The organism is Pseudomonas sp. FP2335 (assembly GCF_030687535.1).
Taxonomy (GTDB): domain Bacteria; phylum Pseudomonadota; class Gammaproteobacteria; order Pseudomonadales; family Pseudomonadaceae; genus Aquipseudomonas.
The window spans coordinates 5738427-5755493 of sequence record NZ_CP117437.1; the positions used below are offsets into that span (position 1 = coordinate 5738427).

Genomic DNA, 17067 nt, shown 5'->3' on the forward strand with positions numbered 1-17067 from the left:
ATGCAGAAAGAAACCGAAATCAAGCTCCGCGTCAGCCGCGAAACACTCGCCGCGCTGCGTGAGCACCCGCTACTGAAAAAACGCAACAAAAGTGGCTGGGAACGCCGTGAGTTGATGAACCAGTATTTCGACACCCCCGAGCGCGACCTGGCCCAGGCCAAAGTCGCCCTGCGCCTGCGCAAGGACGGTGACGAGATCATCCAGACCCTCAAGACCCGCGGTCAGAGCATCGCCGGCTTGTCGGAACGCAACGAGTACAACTGGGACCTGCCCAAAGCCAAGCTCGACGTGAAAAAGCTCGACGGCGAATGCTGGCCCGAGCAACTGGCCGAACTGGACAAAAAGACCCTCAAGCCGATCTTCACCACCGACTTCGTGCGGGAACGCGCCGAAATCGCCTGGGGCCGTGGCAAGGCCAAAGTAGTCATCGAAGCCGCACTCGACCTGGGCCACGTGGTGGTCGGCAAGCAGAAAGAAGAAATCTGCGAGCTGGAACTGGAACTGCGCGAAGGTGAACCGGCCGCCCTGCTGGAACTGGCCGCCGAACTGGCCGCGACCCTGGCGTTGATGCCGTGTGACATCAGCAAGGCCGAACGCGGCTACCGTCTGTATGACGCCAGCAGCTACTCCCTGAGCCTGCCCGCGCCTCAGATCCACGCCGAAATGCCTCTGGACGATGCCTTCGCCGCGATCATGTGGCACCTGCTCGGCAGCAGCCAGCGCCTGGCCGAGCAATACCGTTTCAATGGCCACTGGCGCCTGCTGCAAGACTGGGTCGACAACCTCGGCGAAATGCGCGCCCTGGTCGGCAGCCTCGGCCAGGCCGCACCGCGTCAATCCACCAGCGAACTGCGCAGTGCACTGGACGCCCTGCTGGAAGACTGGCGCCCACTGGTGCAAGCCGGCGATGACGACGAAGACATCCGCAAGGCCGCGCCGGAGCAATTCGCCGAGGAACTGGAGGACGTGCGCTGGGGCCTGTTCTCACTCAACGCCTCCCGCTGGCTGCTGGCCCGCACCTGGACCGCCGACCGCAACGTGCGCGGCAACCGCCAGGGCGCGGCGCAAATCACCAACTGGCTGCCGCGCCTGCTGGCCGACGACGCCGTCGCCCTGCAACTGCCGCGCTACCAGCAACAGCCGGAAGACCTCGCCGAGCAACTGCCGCGCATCGAACGCATCCAGGCCTGGCTGCACCATGCGCGTCAGGTGGTGGACATCCCGGAACTGGACCGCCTGTACGGCGAGCTGAACAAGTTGGCGCAACTGGCCAACCAGCCGATCACCGATGAGTCGCTGGATGCGCGGATGCATCAGGCGATTGCGGTGTATCAGAACCGGGCGTGGAAGACTCTGCTGCGTCTGTAATCCAAATGTGAGAGCGGGCTTGTGTGGGAGCGGGCTTGCTCGCGAAAGCGGTGGGTCAGTTAGCTGATTTCTGACTGGCACACCGCATTCGCGAGCAAGCCCGCTCCCACAGGGTCAGCGCAACACTGGCAGGCTGGTAGTGGATTTGATCTGCGAAAGCGCCACAATCGAATTGACCTCCTGAATCCCCGGCACCATCGACAGCTTCTCAAAGAAAAACCGCTCGTACGCCTCAATATCCGCCGTCACGATGCGCAACAGAAAATCCACCGCCCCCATCAGCACATAACACTCCAGCACTTCCGGAAACCCGCGAATCGCGTCGGTGAATTCGGTGAAGTTGGAGCGACCGTGGGCGTTGAGTTTGACCTCGGCGAAAATCTGCGTGTTGAGGCCGATTTTCTTGCGGTCCAGCAAGGTCACCTGCGCGCGGATCACGCCCTCTTCCTTGAGCCGCTGGATGCGCCGCCAACACGGCGATTGGGACAGGCCGACCTGCTCGGCAATCTGCGCGCTGGAAAGCGAGGCGTCCTCTTGCAGCAGGGCCAGGATGCGGCGGTCGTAGGCGTCCAGCTCGCTGTGCATATAAATACCTTCTATGGTGCTTATCTTGAATTGTATGATTCGATTATTCGCAAATCATGCCCATTTTAGATAAGAAATCTCCGCTGGCGAATGTAAAAATTTCTCCCATCACTTGTGGAGATGTCCCATGCACGCCGTCGAAACCACCCAACCTGTCACCCGCGTCGATGCGTGGGCCGTCAACAGCAGCCATTGCCAGGCGCATTACCAGATCGTCGCCGAAGCGGAGCCGGACGTGCTGTGCCGGGTACTCAACTATTTCGCGCTGCAATTTTTGACGCCGCAACAGGTGACGATGAGCCGCGAGCAGGACCTGCTGACCCTCGACATCGTGATGGATGGCCTGAGCTGGCATCGCGCCCAGGTGATCGGTGAAAAGATTCGAAACCTGATCAGCGTGTGTTCACTGGAACTGTGGCCGGCTGATTCCGCGCGGCCTGCCGCGGCAATGGCGAGTGCTTAGTAAAAACCTGCAATACACCTCGCCACTGAGCGGTTCAGGGGCTGACTAGCCTGGGATGACACCCCAAGTCACCCAGGAACACCTCGATGTCCGTTGATCAGCGATTGGAATTGCAGCACTTATTGCCGGCCTTGATCACCGCTGGGTTGGTGACCGCCGAGGTGGCGAAACGCCTGCTGGCACTGCCGGTCTGCCCTACCCAACACCCCCTCGAATGCATCGCCGCCCAGGGCGTCCCTCTGGAAACCCTCACCCAGTGGCTCGCCGAACAGGCCGGGCAAGCGTATTGGCGCATCGATCCGCTGAGCATCGACGTGGCGAAGGTAGTGCCATTGATGTCCCACGCCTTCGCCCAGCGCCACACCATTCTCGCGGTGGCCGTGGACGCGCAGACCGTCACCATCGCCAGCGCCCAGCCCTACGTGACCCGCTGGGAGGCCGGCCTGGCGCAGGTGCTCAAACGTACGATCAAGCGCGTGGTGGCCAACCCCGAGGACATCCGCCGCTGTATCGGTGAGTTTTATCGCCTGGCCACGTCCGTCAGCGGCGCCGACCAAAAGCTCGCTGCGCCAGGCAACGCCGATCTGCTCAACCTGGGCGCCAGCGACCAGGAGCCGGACGCCAATGACGCGCATATCGTCAATATCGTCGATTGGCTGTTGCAGTACGCCTTCGGCCAGCGCGCCAGTGACATCCATATCGAACCCTGCCGTGAGCAAGGCCGCGTGCGCTTTCGCATCGACGGCCTGCTGCACGACGTGTATCAGTTTCCACCCCAGGTCACGATGGCGGTGGTCAGCCGCCTCAAAAGCCTGGGGCGAATGAACGTGGCGGAAAAACGCAAACCCCAGGACGGCCGGGTCAAGACCAAAAGCCCGGCGGGGGCCGAGGTCGAGCTGCGCCTCTCGACCTTGCCGACGGCGTTTGGCGAGAAACTGGTACTGCGGATTTTCGACCCGCAGGTGCTGCTCAAGGGCTTTGATCAACTGGGCTTGTCAGGTGACGACCAGCAGCGCTGGCACGCCATGACACGCCAGACCAACGGCATCATCCTCGTCACCGGCCCGACCGGATCAGGCAAGACCAGCACGCTGTACACCACCCTCAGGCAACTGGCGACACGGGAGATCAACCTGTGCACGGTGGAAGACCCCATCGAGATGGTCGAACCGGCCTTCAACCAGATGCAGGTACAACACAACATCGACCTGAGCTTCGCCAGCGGCATCCGCGCGCTGCTGCGCCAGGACCCGGACATCATCATGATCGGCGAGATCCGCGACCAGGAAACCGCCGAAATGGCGATCCAGGCCGCATTGACCGGGCACCTCGTGCTGTCGACCCTGCATACCAACGACGCGCCCAGCGCGGTCAGTCGTTTGCAGGAGTTGGGCATTGCTCATTATTTGATCAAGGCTACCCTTATAGGAGTGATGGCCCAGCGCTTGGTGCGACTGTTATGCCCGCACTGCAAGCGTGCGATGGGTGATGCCTACGAGGCCATTGGCTGCGCGCAATGCCGAAACAGTGGTTACCGGGGGCGTGCCGGGGTCTACGAAATCATGGTGCTCAATGATGACCTCAGGGCGCTGATCACGCCCGGTGCCGACGTACAGGCCTTGCGTCAACGCGCAATTGCCCAAGGCATGAGTAGCTTGCGCAAGGCCGCCACGGACAAGGTCGCCGCCGGCCTGACGACGATGGCCGAAGCATTGCGGGTGACGCCTGGGGATTCAGAAACAAATCCGTTGATTGTTGCCGTGTGAAACCGTTCTTAACGGTGACAACACCGTTACAATCCGCTCACTGAAAACATCGGATAGGGAATCGCTATGCAGATCGGAACCGTACTGCTTCTTTTCGTGGGATTGGCCATCGCCATCCTGTTCATGGGCTTCAAGGTCGTCCCCCAGGGCTACCAATGGACGGTCGAGCGTTTCGGCCGTTACACCAATACCCTCAAGCCCGGCCTGAACATCATCATCCCGGTCATGGACCGCATCGGTCGCAAGATCAACGTGATGGAAAGCGTGCTGGACATCCCGCCCCAGGAAGTCATCACCGCCGACAACGCCACCGTGCAGATCGACGCCGTGTGCTTCTTCCAGGTGGTCAACACCGCGCAGGCGGCCTATGAGGTGAACAACCTCGAACACGCCATCCGCAACCTGCTGCAGACCAACATCCGTACCGTGCTCGGCTCCATGGAGCTGGATGCCATGCTCAGCCAGCGTGACGGCATCAACGAAAAACTGCTGAAAACCGTGGACGAAGCCACCGCGCCGTGGGGCATCAAGATCACCCGGATCGAGATCAAGGACATCAGCCCGCCCGCCGACCTGATGGCCGCCATGTCGGGCCAGATGAAAGCCGAGCGGATCAAGCGCGCACAAATCCTCGAAGCCGAAGGCCTGCGGGCGTCGGCGATCCTGACCGCCGAAGGCAAGAAGCAGGCGCAGATCCTGGAGGCCGAAGGTAGCCGCCAGGCCGCGTTCCTGGAGTCCGAGGCCCGTGAACGTCAGGCCGAAGCCGAAGCCCGCGCTACCCAGGTGGTGTCGGAAGCGATCGCGTCGGGCAACGTGCAGGCGGTCAACTACTTCGTCGCGCAAAAATACATCGACGCACTGGGCAAGCTGGCCTCCGCCAACAACAGCAAGGTCATCCTGATGCCGCTGGAAGCCAGCCAGGTGATCGGAGCGGTCGGCGGGATCGGCGAGATCGTCAAGGCTACATTCGACAACAAGAAAGGCTGAGGCCAGCACCATGTGGGATTTCCTGCAGCATCTGTCGTTCTGGGATTGGCTGGCACTGGGTACGGTGCTGCTGATTCTCGAGGTTTTCGGCGCTGGCGGTTACCTGTTGTGGATGGGTATCGCCGCGGCTGCCGTGGGCGTGATCAAGTTCCTGGTGCCGCCCTTGGGGCTGGAGTGGCAGCTCCTGTTGTTTGCGCTGCTGTCCATACTGACAGCGGTGTATTGGTGGAAGCGCCAGCGCAGCAGTGCCAAGGTGAGCGACCAACCCGGGCTCAACGAGCGCGGCTCGGAGCTGATCGGTCACACCTTCATGGTGCACCAGGCGATTGTGGATGGACGAGGCAAGGTAAAAGTCGGCGATGGCGTGTGGATGGTGACCGGCCCGGACAGCCCTGTGGGCGCTCAAGTCCGGGTGGTTGGTCAGGACGGCGTAGTGTTGAGGGTTGAAACTGTTTAGTCAGTGAGGGAACTCGGTTGGACTAACTACAATCATAAAGAACAGATAACCCACCCGGAGTCACCCATCATGCGTCTCAAATATGCTGTCGCAACCCTTGCTGTGCTTTCCCTTCCTGTCGGTTCAGCCATGGCCGACAGTTTCTGGCGCAATGTCATCTCGTCGGGCGCCACTACCGGCTCGACGTACCTGACATTCAAAGACCACAAACTGGTGGTCGCTGCACAAGACGATGCAGGCAGCTTTGTCGCCAGCGACGGTGGCATCCGTGGCCCATACCTGGAAGCTGCGATGCAGAAAGTCCGCGCCGACAACCCTGGCCTACAGGCCACGGACATGGAGTTGGCCAACGCCATCCTTGCGAAAAACGCAGTTACCGAGTGATTCGTGCTCGATAAAAAATGCCGCTGTTAACCAGCGGCATTTTTTTTGTCTTCCATTCCTACAGTCAATCTCACCGGGGCACTACACAAGCACTCCTGCTTTCACAGCCCAATACAGCAAAGTCCTGTCGAGCCTCATCCGGGTGGGTAACAAGCTAAGGATTCCTTTTTAGATAAAGCGAATCACTGCCCATGCACAAGATTGCCTATGCACTGCTACTGTCTGCATTTTCCGCCAGCTACGCCCAGGCAGAAAGCTGGTACGGATCAGTCAAATTCAACAGCGCTCGCCAGAACCTCGCCAGTTCGCTGCTCACCAGCCCTCGCGTGACAGAACGGGTGGACGCCCCGGACAGCAGCAAGTCTGTCGTGGCCTCGTTCGCCGCGGGCTATGCCTTCGACAGTGGCTGGCGTCTGGAAGGGGAATACACGATGCCGAACGACTCGACATTCAAGTCCTACTGGGCCCCCTTTAATGCCAACGTCAACAGCCTGCATGTCCAGAGCCAACGCTTGATGCTCAATGGCTACAAAGACATCTCGATCAACCCATGGTTGTCGTTCTACGGGATGGCCGGGGTGGGCGTCGCACGTGTTGAAGCCGAAGGCTATCAAACCAATGTGGCCCGTCGTTTCGCCAATAACCGCCAGCATAACTTCGCCTATAGCCTAGGCATGGGGCTGGAAGCCAAGGTCACTGACCAGATCACACTGGGCACTGGTTACCGTTACATCGCAATGGGCGATGTTGAAACCGGCTACAACACCTTTGCGAACCGTGTGAACGCCCGGGATGAACAAATCAAAGGCAAGCTCAAGGAGCAGAATGTGTTTCTGGAAGCCCGCTACTCTTTTTGAAGCCTTCACAGAATGCCACTTTTGAAGCGGCATTTTTAACCCGACGGTGACGATTCATTCACGCAGGACAGGCTATATTCAGTCGGACCGTGCAACTATGCCGGCACTGACCGATTTTTCACTCATTACCCCTTTGAAACGGATGCCTTCGTCGTCATGAGCCAACAGCCCTTTCTGCCGTTCTCCAAACCCATCATCGATGAAGCCACCATCTCGGCGGTTGGCGATGTACTGCGCTCGGGCTGGATCACCAGCGGGCCGAAAGTGCAGGCGTTCGAAGCACAGCTGTCGGAATATTTTGGCGGCCGGCCGGTGCGCACATTCAACTCGGGCACCTGCACCATGGAGATCGCGCTGCGCATCGCCGGGATCGGCGCGGGCGATGAAGTCATCACCACGCCAATCTCTTGGGTCGCCACCGCCAACGTAATTCTGGAAGTGGGCGCCACGCCGGTATTTGCCGACATCGACCCGGTCACCCGCAACCTCGACCTGGCCCAGGTAGAAGCCGCGATCACGCCACGTACCAAGGCAATCATCCCGGTGTACCTGGCCGGCCTGCCCCTGGACATGCCGATGCTTTACGCACTGGCCAACAAGTACAACCTGCGCGTCATCGAAGATGCCGCCCAGGCCCTGGGCTCCAGCTGGGATGGCGAGCGCATCGGCGCCACTGGTGACTTCGTATCGTTCAGCTTCCAGGCGAACAAGAATGTCACCTGTTCCGAGGGTGGCTGCCTGGTATTGAACAATGCCGACGAAGCCCGCCTGGCAGAGAAGTATCGCCTGCAAGGCGTAACACGCACCGGTTTCGACGGCTTGGACGTGGATGTACTCGGCGGCAAGTTCAACATGACCGACATCGCCGCCACCATCGGCCTGGGCCAGTTTGCCCACATCGAAGAGATCACTGCCCACCGCCAGAACCTGGCGCGGCACTACTTCAAATGCTTCGGCAGCGACTTCGAAGAGAAATACGGTGCACAGCTGCCGCCGGCGGATTTTGAGAACAGCAACTGGCACCTGTTCCAACTGGTGCTGCCGGAACGCCAGGACGGCCTGCCCGCTCGCGCCACCTTCATGGAGCAGATGCAGGCCCGCGGCGTCGGCATCGGCTATCACTACCCGCCTATCCACCTGTTGAGCCTTTATCGGGCACAGGGGTTCAAGGAAGGCATGTTCCCGGTCGCGGAAAAGGTGGGACGTTTGATCGTGTCGTTGCCGATGTTCACGGCGATGACGGAAGCGGATGTGGAACGGTCGGTGGAGGCCGTAAAAGCCGTACTCAAACCCTGAGTAGACGCCAATCTGGGAGGGGCTTGCCCCCTCCCAGATTTTTACCCGTGCTTATTCGCCGATGGCGGCTTTGTAGCCGGCAGCATCCAGCAGTTTTTCCAGGTCAGCCGGGTTGCTTGGCTTGAGCTTGAAAATCCAGGCGCCGTACGGGTCGGAGTTCAACAGCTCAGGGCTCCCGCTCAGTTCCTCGTTGACGGCAATCACTTCGCCAGCAACGGGCGCATAAATATCCGAAGCCGCCTTCACCGACTCAACCACACCCGCCTGGCCTTCAGCCTCGAACTGCGCGCCGACTTCCGCCAGCTCAACAAACACCACATCACCCAACGCTTCCTGGGCATGGTCGGAGATACCGACGGTCACAGTGCCGTCAGCTTCCAGACGGGCCCATTCATGACTCTCGGCAAAACGCAGGTCGGCCGGGATATTGCTCATAGTCTGTGTCCTCAAGAAGTAGTGTCAGCGGCCTTTGGCCTGCCGGAAATAGGTTAGATCAAGGTTTTACCATGGCGCACGAAGGTCGGCTTGACCACTCGAACCGGATACCACTTGCCGCGGATTTCCACTTCGGCACGATCAGCTGTCGCCGTCGGTACACGTGCCAGGGCAATGGATTTGCTCAGCGTAGGAGAGAAACTACCACTGGTGATCTCCCCTTCGCCAACATTGGCGATACGAACTACTTGGTGAGCGCGTAAAACACCTCGTTCTTCCAGCACCAACCCGACCAATTTGAATTGCACACCGGCCGCCAACTCGGCTTCCAGCGCGGTACGGCCGATGAAATTGCGCTCGGCCGGTTCCCAGGCAATGCTCCAGGCCATGTTGGCCGCAAGCGGCGAAACATCTTGGTGAATATCCTGGCCATACAGGTTCATGCCCGCTTCAAGGCGCAAGGTATCGCGGGCGCCGAGGCCAATGGGAGAAATGCCCGCGCCCACCAGATCGTTGAAAAAGCCCGGGGCCTGTTCGGCGGGCAGCACGATTTCCAAACCGTCCTCGCCGGTATAACCGGTGCGTGCGATAAACCAGTCGCCATCGGCCAGGCCTTCAAACGGCTTGAGCTGATGAATCAGGGCGCCGCGGGACTGGGTGACCAACTCGGCGATCTTCTGCCGGGCATGGGGGCCCTGAATGGCGAGCATGGCCAACTCGGACCGCTCGTGCAGTTGCACCTCATAGCCACTCAGTTGCGCCTGCATCCAGGCGATGTCCTGGTCGCGGGTAGCGGCGTTTACCACCAGCCGGTAGCCGCTCTCGGTGCGGTAGACGATCATGTCGTCCACCACGCCGCCCTTTTCGTTGAGCATGGCGCTGTACAACGCACGGCCGCAGCCATGCAAGCGCTCGACATCATTGGCCAGCAGGTGCTGCAGCCATTCCTTGGCCTGGGGGCCGGTGACATCGATCACGGTCATATGAGATACATCGAACACCCCGCAGTCGCGTCGCACCTGATGGTGTTCTTCGACTTGCGAACCATAGTGCAGAGGCATATCCCAACCGCCAAAATCGACCATTTTCGCGCCGAGGGCGAGATGCAGGTCATACAGAGGCGTACGCTGTCCCATGGGTTTCTCCTTCCGGGCTTGGCGAAGGTGCGCAGCGTTGTCGTACGTGCTGAACGCCTTGATTTACAAGGCCGGCAACCACCTACAGCAACCCGGCCAGAAAGGCGGAGCGCACCGAATGCCGCGCATTGTAGCTGCAAGCCGTAGGACTGGCACCTAGCCGATTTGCCGAGCAGAGCGCCGGATCAGCCCGATCACCGGCAACAGGCCGACCAACACCAACGTCAGGGCCGGCAAAGACGCCCGCGCCCACTCGCCTTCGCTGGTCATTTCAAAGATCCGAACGGCCAGAGTGTCCCAGCCGAACGGACGCATCAGCAGGGTCGCGGGCATTTCCTTTAGCACATCGACGAACACCAGCAACGCCGCACTCAACGTCCCCGGTAGCAGCAACGGCAGATACACTTTGCAAAACAGTCGTGGCCCGCTCACGCCAAGACTGCGCGCCGCTTCCGGCAACGAGGGTCGGATTCGCGCCAGGCTGTTTTCCAGCGGCCCGTAGGCGACCGCCAAAAAGCGCACCAGATACGCCAGCACCAGCGCCGACAGGCTGCCCAGCAGCAACGGCTTGCCCGCACCGCCCAGCCAGCCCGACAGCGGCACCACCAGCTCACGGTCCAGGTAGCTGAACGCCAACATGATCGACACCGCCAGCACCGAGCCCGGCAAGGCGTAGCCGACGTTGGCCAGGCTGACGCCGGAGCGAATCGCCCGGGTAGGTGCCAGCCGGTTGGCGAACGCCAGCACCAGCGCCACACTGACGGTTATCAGCGCAGCGATACCGCCCAGGTAGAGCGTATGCACGATCAGGCCCGAATAACGCTCATCCCAGTCGAAGCGACCGCGCTGCCAGAACCAAGCGACCAGTTGCAGCATCGGGATGACAAACGCGCAGGCAAACACCAACCCACACCAACTGCTGGCTGCTGCCGCCTTGAGCCCACGCAGGTGATACAGCGCCTTGCCCCGTGGCCGCTCGTTGCTCGGCCGGCTGGCGCCCCGGGCACGGCGCTCGCCGTACAGCACCAGCATCACCACCAACAGCAACAGGCTGGCCAGTTGCGCCGCACTCGACAGGCTGAAAAAACCGTACCAGGTCTTGTAGATGGCGGTGGTAAAGGTATCGAAGTTGAACACCGAGACCGCGCCGAAATCCGCCAGCGTTTCCATCAGCGCCAACGCCACGCCGGCACCAATCGCCGGCCGCGCCATGGGCAACGCCACGCGCCAGAACGCTTGCCACGGTGACTGCCCCAACACCCGCGCCGCTTCCATCAGGCCCTTGCCCTGGGCGAGGAACGCGGTGCGCGCCAGTAGATAGACATAGGGATAGAACACCAGCACCAACACGGTGATCACGCCGCTGGTGGAACGCACGCGTGGCAGGCGCAGGCCGGTGCCGAACCACTCGCGCAGCAGGGTTTGCACCGGCCCGGAAAAATCCAGCAGGCCGACAAACACAAACGCCAGTACATAGGCCGGAATGGCGAAGGGCAGCATCAGCGCCCAATCCAGCCAGCGCCGCCCGGGGAATTCGCACAGGCTGGTCAGCCAGGCCAGGCTGACCCCAAGCAGGGTCACACCGACGCCGACGCCCAGCACCAGAGTCAGGGTGTTGCCCAGCAGGCGCGGCATCTGGGTTTCCCAGAGGTGGGACCAGATCTGCACATCGATACTCTGCCACGACAGCAACAGCACGCTCAGCGGCAGCAGCACCAGGGCGGCGACGGTGAAAACCGGCAGGTACCAGCGGCGTTGGGCAGGGTGGGCCAAGGAAAAGCTCTCGGAATAATGAAGAATTTGAAGTCGCCGCTAACCAATGTGGGAGCTGGCTTGCCTGCGATAGCATCACCTCGGTATCACTGATACACCGAGGTGATGCTATCGCAGGCAAGCCAGCTCCCACACAAACCAGCTCTCACATTCAGGACTGCGGTGCCTGGCAGATTGTACTTAGTTCCAGCCAGCGCGATCCATCAGGCGGATCGCCTCGGCCTGACGCTTGCCCGCCACTTCCACCGGCAAGGTGTCCGCCACGAACTTGCCCCAGGTCGCCACTTCCGCCGACGGCGGCACTGCCGGGTTGGCCGGGAATTCCTGGTTCACGTCGGCGAAGATCTTCTGCGCCTCAGGCGTGGTCATCCACTCGACCAAGGCCTTGGCGGCTTCCGGGTGCGGCGCGTGCTTGGTCAGGCCGATGCCCGACAGGTTCACATGCACGCCACGGTCGCCCTGGTTCGGCCAGAACAGCTTCACCGCCAGCTTCGGGTTCTGCTTGTGCAGGCGCCCGTAGTAATAGGTGTTGACGATGCCCACGTCGCATTGCCCGGCGTTGATCGCTTCGAGTACGGCGATGTCATCGGAGAACACGTCGGTGGACAGATTGTTGACCCAACCCTTGACGATTTCTTCGGTCTTGGCCGCGCCATGGGTTTCGATCAGGGTGGCGGTCAGCGACTGGTTGTAGACCTTCTTCGCGGTGCGCAGGCACAGGCGACCTTCCCACTGCTTGTCGGCCAGGGCTTCGTAGGTAGTCAGGTCACCCGGTTTCACCCGGTCAGTGGAATAGGCGATGGTACGGGCACGCAGGCTCAGGCCAGTCCAGGCGTGGTTGGAGGAGCGATACTGCAGGGGGATGTTCTTGTCGATCACCGGCGAGGTGAACGGTTGCAGGATGCCCATTTGCTCGGCCTGCCAGAGGTTGCCGGCATCGACGGTCAGCAGCAGGTCAGCGGTGGCGTTTTCGCCCTCGGCCTTGATGCGCTGCATCAGCGGGGCTTCCTTGTCGGTGATGAACTTCACCTGCACACCGGTCTTCTGGGTGTAGGCGTCGAACACCGGCTTGATCAGTTCGTCGATGCGCGAGGAGTAGACCACCACTTCGTCGGCTGCCTGCACGGTGGTGCTGCCGATCAGGGTGAGTGCCAGGGCAGTCAGGAGGCGCTTGGGTGCCAACATGGGTGCGGTCTCTCATTTGCAAAAAGAGCGCAAATGATAAGGACTCACATTTGCCGGCGCTTGCTGGAGGCGTTACCAGATGTTGCATGACTAGGATTTATAGTGGGGCTGATGGCCTCTTCGCAGGCAAGCCAGCTCCCACAGGGGACCGGGTTTCAAGCTCAGGGCTTTGCCAAATCAGGCAGATCGCCAGTCAGGCCCAAGGCCTGGCGCACGAACACGGCCTTGGCTTCGGGCATCTGGTCGACCATCTTCAGCCCGGCATTGCGCAACCAGCGCAGCGGCAGTTGGTCGGCCTGGAACAACCGCTCGAAGCCCTCCATCGCGGCCATCAACGCCAGGTTGTGCGGCATGCGTCGGCGCTCGTAGCGGCTCAGCACTTTTACATCCGCCAGGCGTTCGCCGCGCTCGGTGGCGGACAACAGCACTTCGGCCAGCGTCGCCGCATCGAGAAAGCCCAGGTTCACGCCCTGCCCCGCCAACGGGTGAATCACGTGGGCTGCGTCGCCGATCAACGCCAGGCCTTCGGCCACGTAGCGTTTGGCGTGGCGCTGGCGCAGCGGCACGCAGACACGCGGGTCGGCGCTGATCACCGTGCCCAGGCGGCCTTCAAAGGCGCGCTCCAATTCACGGCAGAAGCCTTCATCGTCCAGTGCCATCAGGCGCTCGGACTCCGCCGGCGTGGTCGACCAGACGATCGAACACCAGTCCTCTTGCCCATCGCGTACCAGGGGCAAAAACGCCAGCGGCCCGGTGTCGGTGAAACGTTGCCACGCCGTGCGCTGGTGCGGTTGGCTGCTGCGCACGCTGGTGACGATGGCGTTATGCAGGTAATCCCATTCGCGGGTCGCGGTGCCGGTCAGGCGGCGCACGGCGGAGTTGGCGCCGTCGGCCGCCACCACCAACGGCGCGCGCAACTTGCGACCATCGGCCAGGGTCAGCAGCCAGTCATCGCCGGAGCGGCGCATGTGTTCCAGGCGCGCATTGGCCAGCAAGCCCAGGTCGCAGTCGTGCAGGCGCTCAAGCAAGGCATCCTGGACCACACGGTTTTCGACGATATGCCCAAGCACCTCGGCATGCACGCTGGCCGCCGAGAAGTGGATCTGCCCGGTGCCGCTGCCGTCCCACACCTGCATCTCGCCGTAAGGGCTGGCGCGGCGCTCGACGATGCCGTCCCACACGCCCAGGCGCTCGAGGATGCGCTGGCTGGCGGCCGACAAGGCGCTCACGCGGGGTTCGAACGCCGCGTCGTGAGCGAACGGCTTGACGCTCAGCGGGCTGCCGTCGAGCAGCAACACCTGCAAGCCACTGCCCTGCAACGCCAGCGCCAGGGCGCTTCCGACCATTCCGGCCCCGACAATCAGCACATCTGCGCGCATGTCCATGGTTTAAGCCTGTCTCGCTGGCGGCTTGCGCCGCACGTAAAGGGTTTTGTCGACGCGCGCCACCAGGGTGCCGGCGCCGTCATGAATCTGTACCTTGAGGTGAGGCAAGTACTTCTCGCCACCCTCGGTCTGCCGGCGGATTTCATCGAGCAACGTATCGTCGATGGAAAACTCGGCAAACACCGGGCCTTTGCCCGGCGAGATGAAATCGATACTCGCGGCCTTGTCCCAGACGATGTAGTCGCGGCCCAGGTTCTCCATGAGCATCAACATGTAGAAGGGATCGACCATCGAATACAGGCTGCCGCCGAACTGCGTGCCGACATAGTTGCGGTTGTACCAGCCCAGGCCCATGCGCACTTTGACGTGGCGAAAGTCCGCGCTCATCTGCTGCACGCTGACGCCCGCCCCCAGGTACGGCGGGTACAGGGTCATGATCCAACGCAACAAGCGCGCCTTGCCCAGGCGCTCAATCAACCACTTACGCATCGGGACGCGTGCCCAGGCCCATGGCCTGACGGGCGAACCAGCGTTTGGCCGGCGGTAGCAGGTCGAGACCGAGCAGGCCCATGTTGCGGCCCAGGGCGACCAGCGGCTGGGCGCTGCCAAACAGGCGCGTGACCTGGTCGGAGAAGCCCACAGTAAGTTTCTGGTCCAGGCGCTGGCGCTCGCGGTAGCCTTGCAACGTCGCCAGGTCGCCCGGCACCTCAGGCCCGGCCAGCAAGGCTTCGGCCAAGGCGTGGGCATCCCGCAGGGACAGGTTGAAGCCCTGCCCGGCAATCGGGTGCAGGCTGTGGGCGGCGTTGCCGAGGATCGCCAGGTGGGAGCGCACTTGTTCTTCGGCTTCCACCAGGGTCAACGGATACAGGTGACGTGCGCCAACTTGCTTGAGGGTGCCCAGGCGGTAGCCGAACACGCCCTGCAATTCACTGAGGAAGCTGCGCTCATCGAGGTTCGCCAGGCGCTGGGCGTCCATGCCGATGCGCGTCCACACCAGTGCGCAACGGTTGTCCGGCAGCGGCAGCAAGGCCATCGGGCCTTCATCGGTGAAACGCTCGAAGGCTTCGCCGTTGTGGGCTTCGCTCGGGGTGATGTTGGCGATCAGCGCGCTCTGGTTGTACGGCCGGGTTTTCACGCCGATGCCCAGTTGCTCGCGCAGGCCGGAACGGCCGCCGTCGGCCAGCACGGCGAGGTCGCATTCCAGCACGGTTTCATCGTTGAGGGTCAGGCGATAGCCGTCGGGCAGTGGTTCCATGCGCGTGACTTCAGCCGGGCAGCGCCAGCTGACCACGTCTTTATCCAAACCTTGCCACAGGCATTGGCCGAGCCAGGCGTTTTCGACGACATAACCCAGGGCTGGCACGCCCTCTTCCATGGCAGACAGGCGCGCCGTGGAAAAACGCCCCCGGTCCGACACGTGAATCTGCTTGATCGGCTCGGCGCGACGGGAAATGTCCTGCCACAGGCCCAGGCGCTGATAAATCTGCCGGGCGCCGTAGGACAACGCCGACGAGCGCGCATCGTAGCTCGGCTGGTAGCTGTCGCCCGGTGCGAACGGCTCGATCATCACGATCTTCCAGCCACGCGCCTTGGCCCCGGCCTGCAACGCCAGGGCCAGACTGGCGCCCACCAGGCCACCGCCGATGATCGCGAGGTTGACCCGGCTCATCGGGCAGCCGCCATCAACGCTTCGATCTCGGCGACGGTCTTGGGCACGCCGCCGGTCAGGATTTCACAGCCTTGCTTGGTCACTACCACGTCGTCCTCGATGCGCACGCCAATGCCACGCCATTTCTTTGCCACATTCTGGTTGTCCGGCGAGATGTAGATCCCCGGCTCCACGGTCAATGCCATGCCCACCTCCAGCACGCGCCATTCACCGCCCACCTTGTACTCGCCCACGTCATGCACATCCATGCCCAGCCAGTGGCCGGCGCGGTGCATGTAGAAGGCTTTGTAGGCTTCGCTGGCGATCAACTCGTCGACGTCGCCCTGCAACAAGCCCAGCTTGACCAGCCCGGCGGTGATGACTTGCACCGTCGCCTCGTGGGCCTGGTTCCAATGTTTGTTGGGGGCGATCTGGGCAAAGGCGGCTTCCTGGGAGGCCAGCACAATCTCGTAGACCGCCTTTTGCTCGGGCGAAAACCTGCCGTTGACCGGCCAGGTGCGGGTGATGTCGCTGGCGTAGCAGTCGATCTCGCAACCGGCGTCGATCAGCACCAGATCGCCGTCCTTGAGCACGGCGTCATTCTGCTGGTAATGCAGGATGCAGCTGTTGCGCCCGGCGGCGACGATGGAGCCATAGGCCGGCATCTTTGCGCCGCCCTTGCGGAATTCGTAGTCCAGTTCGGCTTCCAGGCTGAACTCGTGCAAACCGGCGCGGCTGGCCTGCATCGCCCGTACGTGGGCCGCGCAGGAAATCCGTGCCGCCTCGCGCATCACCTTCACTTCCGCCGCCGATTTATACAGGCGCATGTCGTGGAGCAGATGATCCAGCGCAACAAATTCGTTCGGCGGCTGGGCGCCGAGGTGCGCTTTAGAGCGGATCACGTTGATCCACTCCATCAGGTGGCGGTCGAATTCGGCATTGCTGCCCATGGCCGAATACACCCGGTCGCGGCCTTCGATCAGGCCGGGCAGGATGTCGTCGATGTCGGTGATGGGGAACGCGTCGTCGGCGCCAAAGTCGCGGATCGCGCCTTCGGTGCCGGCGCGCAGGCCGTCCCACAATTCGCGTTCAGCGTTGCGTTCGCGGCAGAACAGCACGTACTCGCCATGCAGGCGACCGGGCATCAGCACGATCACCGCCTGGGGTTCGGGGAAACCGCTCAGGTACTGGAAGTCGCTGTCCTGGCGGTAGACGTGCTCGACATCACGGTTGCGGAACGCCACGGCGGCGGCCGGCAGGATCGCGATGCTGTTGGGTTCCATCTGCGCCATGAGCGCCTTGCGACGCCGGGTGTATTCCGCTCTGGGGATATGAATCATGG

The 17067-nt window shown here is 62.0% G+C and carries 17 protein-coding genes; 8 read left to right on the forward strand and 9 right to left on the reverse strand.

The genetic code is table 11. The features are described from left to right. A complete protein-coding gene (locus tag PSH81_RS25945; RefSeq protein ID WP_192297910.1) occupies window positions 1–1368 on the forward strand; it encodes an inorganic triphosphatase in 1368 nt (455 codons plus the stop codon). Between the two features lie 114 nt (window positions 1369–1482). Here PSH81_RS25945 and PSH81_RS25950 read toward each other — a convergent pair whose 3' ends face one another. After that, window positions 1483–1953, reverse strand: a complete 471-nt coding sequence (locus PSH81_RS25950; protein WP_192297911.1) for an Lrp/AsnC family transcriptional regulator — start codon at window positions 1951–1953, stop codon at window positions 1483–1485. Between the two features lie 127 nt (window positions 1954–2080). Between PSH81_RS25950 and PSH81_RS25955 the strand changes: the two genes are divergently transcribed. The 7 genes from PSH81_RS25955 to PSH81_RS25985 all read left to right on the forward strand — a co-directional run bounded on the left by PSH81_RS25955 (window position 2081) and on the right by PSH81_RS25985 (window position 8163). Next, the gene (locus PSH81_RS25955) at window positions 2081–2416 is read left to right on the forward strand and encodes a hypothetical protein (RefSeq protein WP_305391706.1); all 336 of its coding nucleotides are present in this window, start codon (window positions 2081–2083) and stop codon (window positions 2414–2416) included. Between the two features lie 86 nt (window positions 2417–2502). Continuing rightward, the gene (locus tag PSH81_RS25960; RefSeq protein WP_305391707.1) at window positions 2503–4182 is read left to right on the forward strand and encodes a GspE/PulE family protein; all 1680 of its coding nucleotides are present in this window, start codon (window positions 2503–2505) and stop codon (window positions 4180–4182) included. A 66-nt stretch (window positions 4183–4248) separates the two neighbouring features. Further along, entirely contained in the window at window positions 4249–5169 is a 921-nt protein-coding gene (locus PSH81_RS25965; protein ID WP_010207363.1) for an SPFH domain-containing protein, read from the forward strand. A 10-nt stretch (window positions 5170–5179) separates the two neighbouring features. Beyond that, entirely contained in the window at window positions 5180–5626 is a 447-nt protein-coding gene (locus PSH81_RS25970) for an NfeD family protein (RefSeq protein WP_192297914.1), read from the forward strand. A 69-nt stretch (window positions 5627–5695) separates the two neighbouring features. Then, a complete protein-coding gene (locus PSH81_RS25975) occupies window positions 5696–6010 on the forward strand; it encodes a DUF2388 domain-containing protein (protein ID WP_003176799.1) in 315 nt (104 codons plus the stop codon). Between the two features lie 191 nt (window positions 6011–6201). Next, a complete protein-coding gene (locus PSH81_RS25980; protein ID WP_305391708.1) occupies window positions 6202–6867 on the forward strand; it encodes an outer membrane protein in 666 nt (221 codons plus the stop codon). 156 nt (window positions 6868–7023) lie between these two features. Beyond that, complete coding sequence (locus tag PSH81_RS25985) at window positions 7024–8163, forward strand: DegT/DnrJ/EryC1/StrS aminotransferase family protein (protein WP_226454611.1); 1140 nt, start codon at window positions 7024–7026, stop codon at window positions 8161–8163. A 51-nt stretch (window positions 8164–8214) separates the two neighbouring features. Here the strand turns inward: PSH81_RS25985 and gcvH are convergent, their stop codons facing one another. The 8 genes from gcvH to pepP form a co-directional block, all read right to left on the reverse strand. Beyond that, the gene (gcvH, locus tag PSH81_RS25990; protein WP_192297917.1) at window positions 8215–8598 is read right to left on the reverse strand and encodes a glycine cleavage system protein GcvH; all 384 of its coding nucleotides are present in this window, start codon (window positions 8596–8598) and stop codon (window positions 8215–8217) included. Between the two features lie 53 nt (window positions 8599–8651). Then, window positions 8652–9734: a glycine cleavage system aminomethyltransferase GcvT gene (gene gcvT / locus PSH81_RS25995; RefSeq protein ID WP_305391709.1), complete on the reverse strand. Its 1083-nt coding sequence runs from the start codon at window positions 9732–9734 to the stop codon at window positions 8652–8654. 156 nt (window positions 9735–9890) lie between these two features. Then, window positions 9891–11507 carry an iron ABC transporter permease gene (locus PSH81_RS26000; RefSeq protein WP_305391710.1) on the reverse strand — a complete coding sequence of 539 codons (1617 nt, stop codon included), beginning with the start codon at window positions 11505–11507 and terminating at the stop codon, window positions 9891–9893. 180 nt (window positions 11508–11687) lie between these two features. Further along, window positions 11688–12692, reverse strand: coding sequence for an extracellular solute-binding protein (locus PSH81_RS26005; RefSeq protein ID WP_017739066.1), 1005 nt, complete (start codon window positions 12690–12692; stop codon window positions 11688–11690). A 161-nt stretch (window positions 12693–12853) separates the two neighbouring features. Then, window positions 12854–14071, reverse strand: coding sequence for a 2-octaprenyl-3-methyl-6-methoxy-1,4-benzoquinol hydroxylase (locus PSH81_RS26010; protein ID WP_305392805.1), 1218 nt, complete (start codon window positions 14069–14071; stop codon window positions 12854–12856). A 9-nt stretch (window positions 14072–14080) separates the two neighbouring features. Continuing rightward, window positions 14081–14566 carry a DUF4442 domain-containing protein gene (locus PSH81_RS26015; RefSeq protein ID WP_226454615.1) on the reverse strand — a complete coding sequence of 162 codons (486 nt, stop codon included), beginning with the start codon at window positions 14564–14566 and terminating at the stop codon, window positions 14081–14083. Then, on the reverse strand, window positions 14559–15746 hold the full coding sequence (ubiH, locus tag PSH81_RS26020; RefSeq protein ID WP_192297922.1) for a 2-octaprenyl-6-methoxyphenyl hydroxylase: 1188 nt from the start codon (window positions 15744–15746) through the stop codon (window positions 14559–14561). Before ubiH ends, PSH81_RS26015 begins: the two co-directional genes overlap by 8 nt. After that, window positions 15743–17065, reverse strand: a complete 1323-nt coding sequence (pepP, locus tag PSH81_RS26025; RefSeq protein ID WP_305391711.1) for a Xaa-Pro aminopeptidase — start codon at window positions 17063–17065, stop codon at window positions 15743–15745. The genes ubiH and pepP overlap by 4 nt, the downstream gene beginning before the upstream one ends. Between the last annotated feature and the right edge of the window lie 2 nt (window positions 17066–17067).

Bases quoted from the DNA above. Each gene is read 5' to 3' on its own strand.
- PSH81_RS25965 (WP_010207363.1), top strand. From the start codon at position 4,249: ATGCAGATCGGAACCGTACTGCTTCTTTTCGTGGGATTGGCCATCGCC.
- PSH81_RS25950 (WP_192297911.1), bottom strand. From the start codon at position 1,953: ATGCACAGCGAGCTGGACGCCTACGACCGCCGCATCCTGGCCCTGCTG.
- ubiH (WP_192297922.1), bottom strand. From the start codon at position 15,746: ATGAGCCGGGTCAACCTCGCGATCATCGGCGGTGGCCTGGTGGGCGCC.
- pepP (WP_305391711.1), bottom strand. From the start codon at position 17,065: ATGATTCATATCCCCAGAGCGGAATACACCCGGCGTCGCAAGGCGCTC.
- gcvH (WP_192297917.1), bottom strand. From the start codon at position 8,598: ATGAGCAATATCCCGGCCGACCTGCGTTTTGCCGAGAGTCATGAATGG.
- PSH81_RS25980 (WP_305391708.1), top strand. From the start codon at position 6,202: ATGCACAAGATTGCCTATGCACTGCTACTGTCTGCATTTTCCGCCAGC.
- PSH81_RS25970 (WP_192297914.1), top strand. From the start codon at position 5,180: ATGTGGGATTTCCTGCAGCATCTGTCGTTCTGGGATTGGCTGGCACTG.
- PSH81_RS26010 (WP_305392805.1), bottom strand. From the start codon at position 14,071: ATGCGCGCAGATGTGCTGATTGTCGGGGCCGGAATGGTCGGAAGCGCC.
- PSH81_RS25960 (WP_305391707.1), top strand. From the start codon at position 2,503: ATGTCCGTTGATCAGCGATTGGAATTGCAGCACTTATTGCCGGCCTTG.
- PSH81_RS26005 (WP_017739066.1), bottom strand. From the start codon at position 12,692: ATGTTGGCACCCAAGCGCCTCCTGACTGCCCTGGCACTCACCCTGATC.
- PSH81_RS25985 (WP_226454611.1), top strand. From the start codon at position 7,024: ATGAGCCAACAGCCCTTTCTGCCGTTCTCCAAACCCATCATCGATGAA.
- gcvT (WP_305391709.1), bottom strand. From the start codon at position 9,734: ATGGGACAGCGTACGCCTCTGTATGACCTGCATCTCGCCCTCGGCGCG.
- PSH81_RS25945 (WP_192297910.1), top strand. From the start codon at position 1: ATGCAGAAAGAAACCGAAATCAAGCTCCGCGTCAGCCGCGAAACACTC.
- PSH81_RS25975 (WP_003176799.1), top strand. From the start codon at position 5,696: ATGCGTCTCAAATATGCTGTCGCAACCCTTGCTGTGCTTTCCCTTCCT.
- PSH81_RS26015 (WP_226454615.1), bottom strand. From the start codon at position 14,566: ATGCGTAAGTGGTTGATTGAGCGCCTGGGCAAGGCGCGCTTGTTGCGT.
- PSH81_RS25955 (WP_305391706.1), top strand. From the start codon at position 2,081: ATGCACGCCGTCGAAACCACCCAACCTGTCACCCGCGTCGATGCGTGG.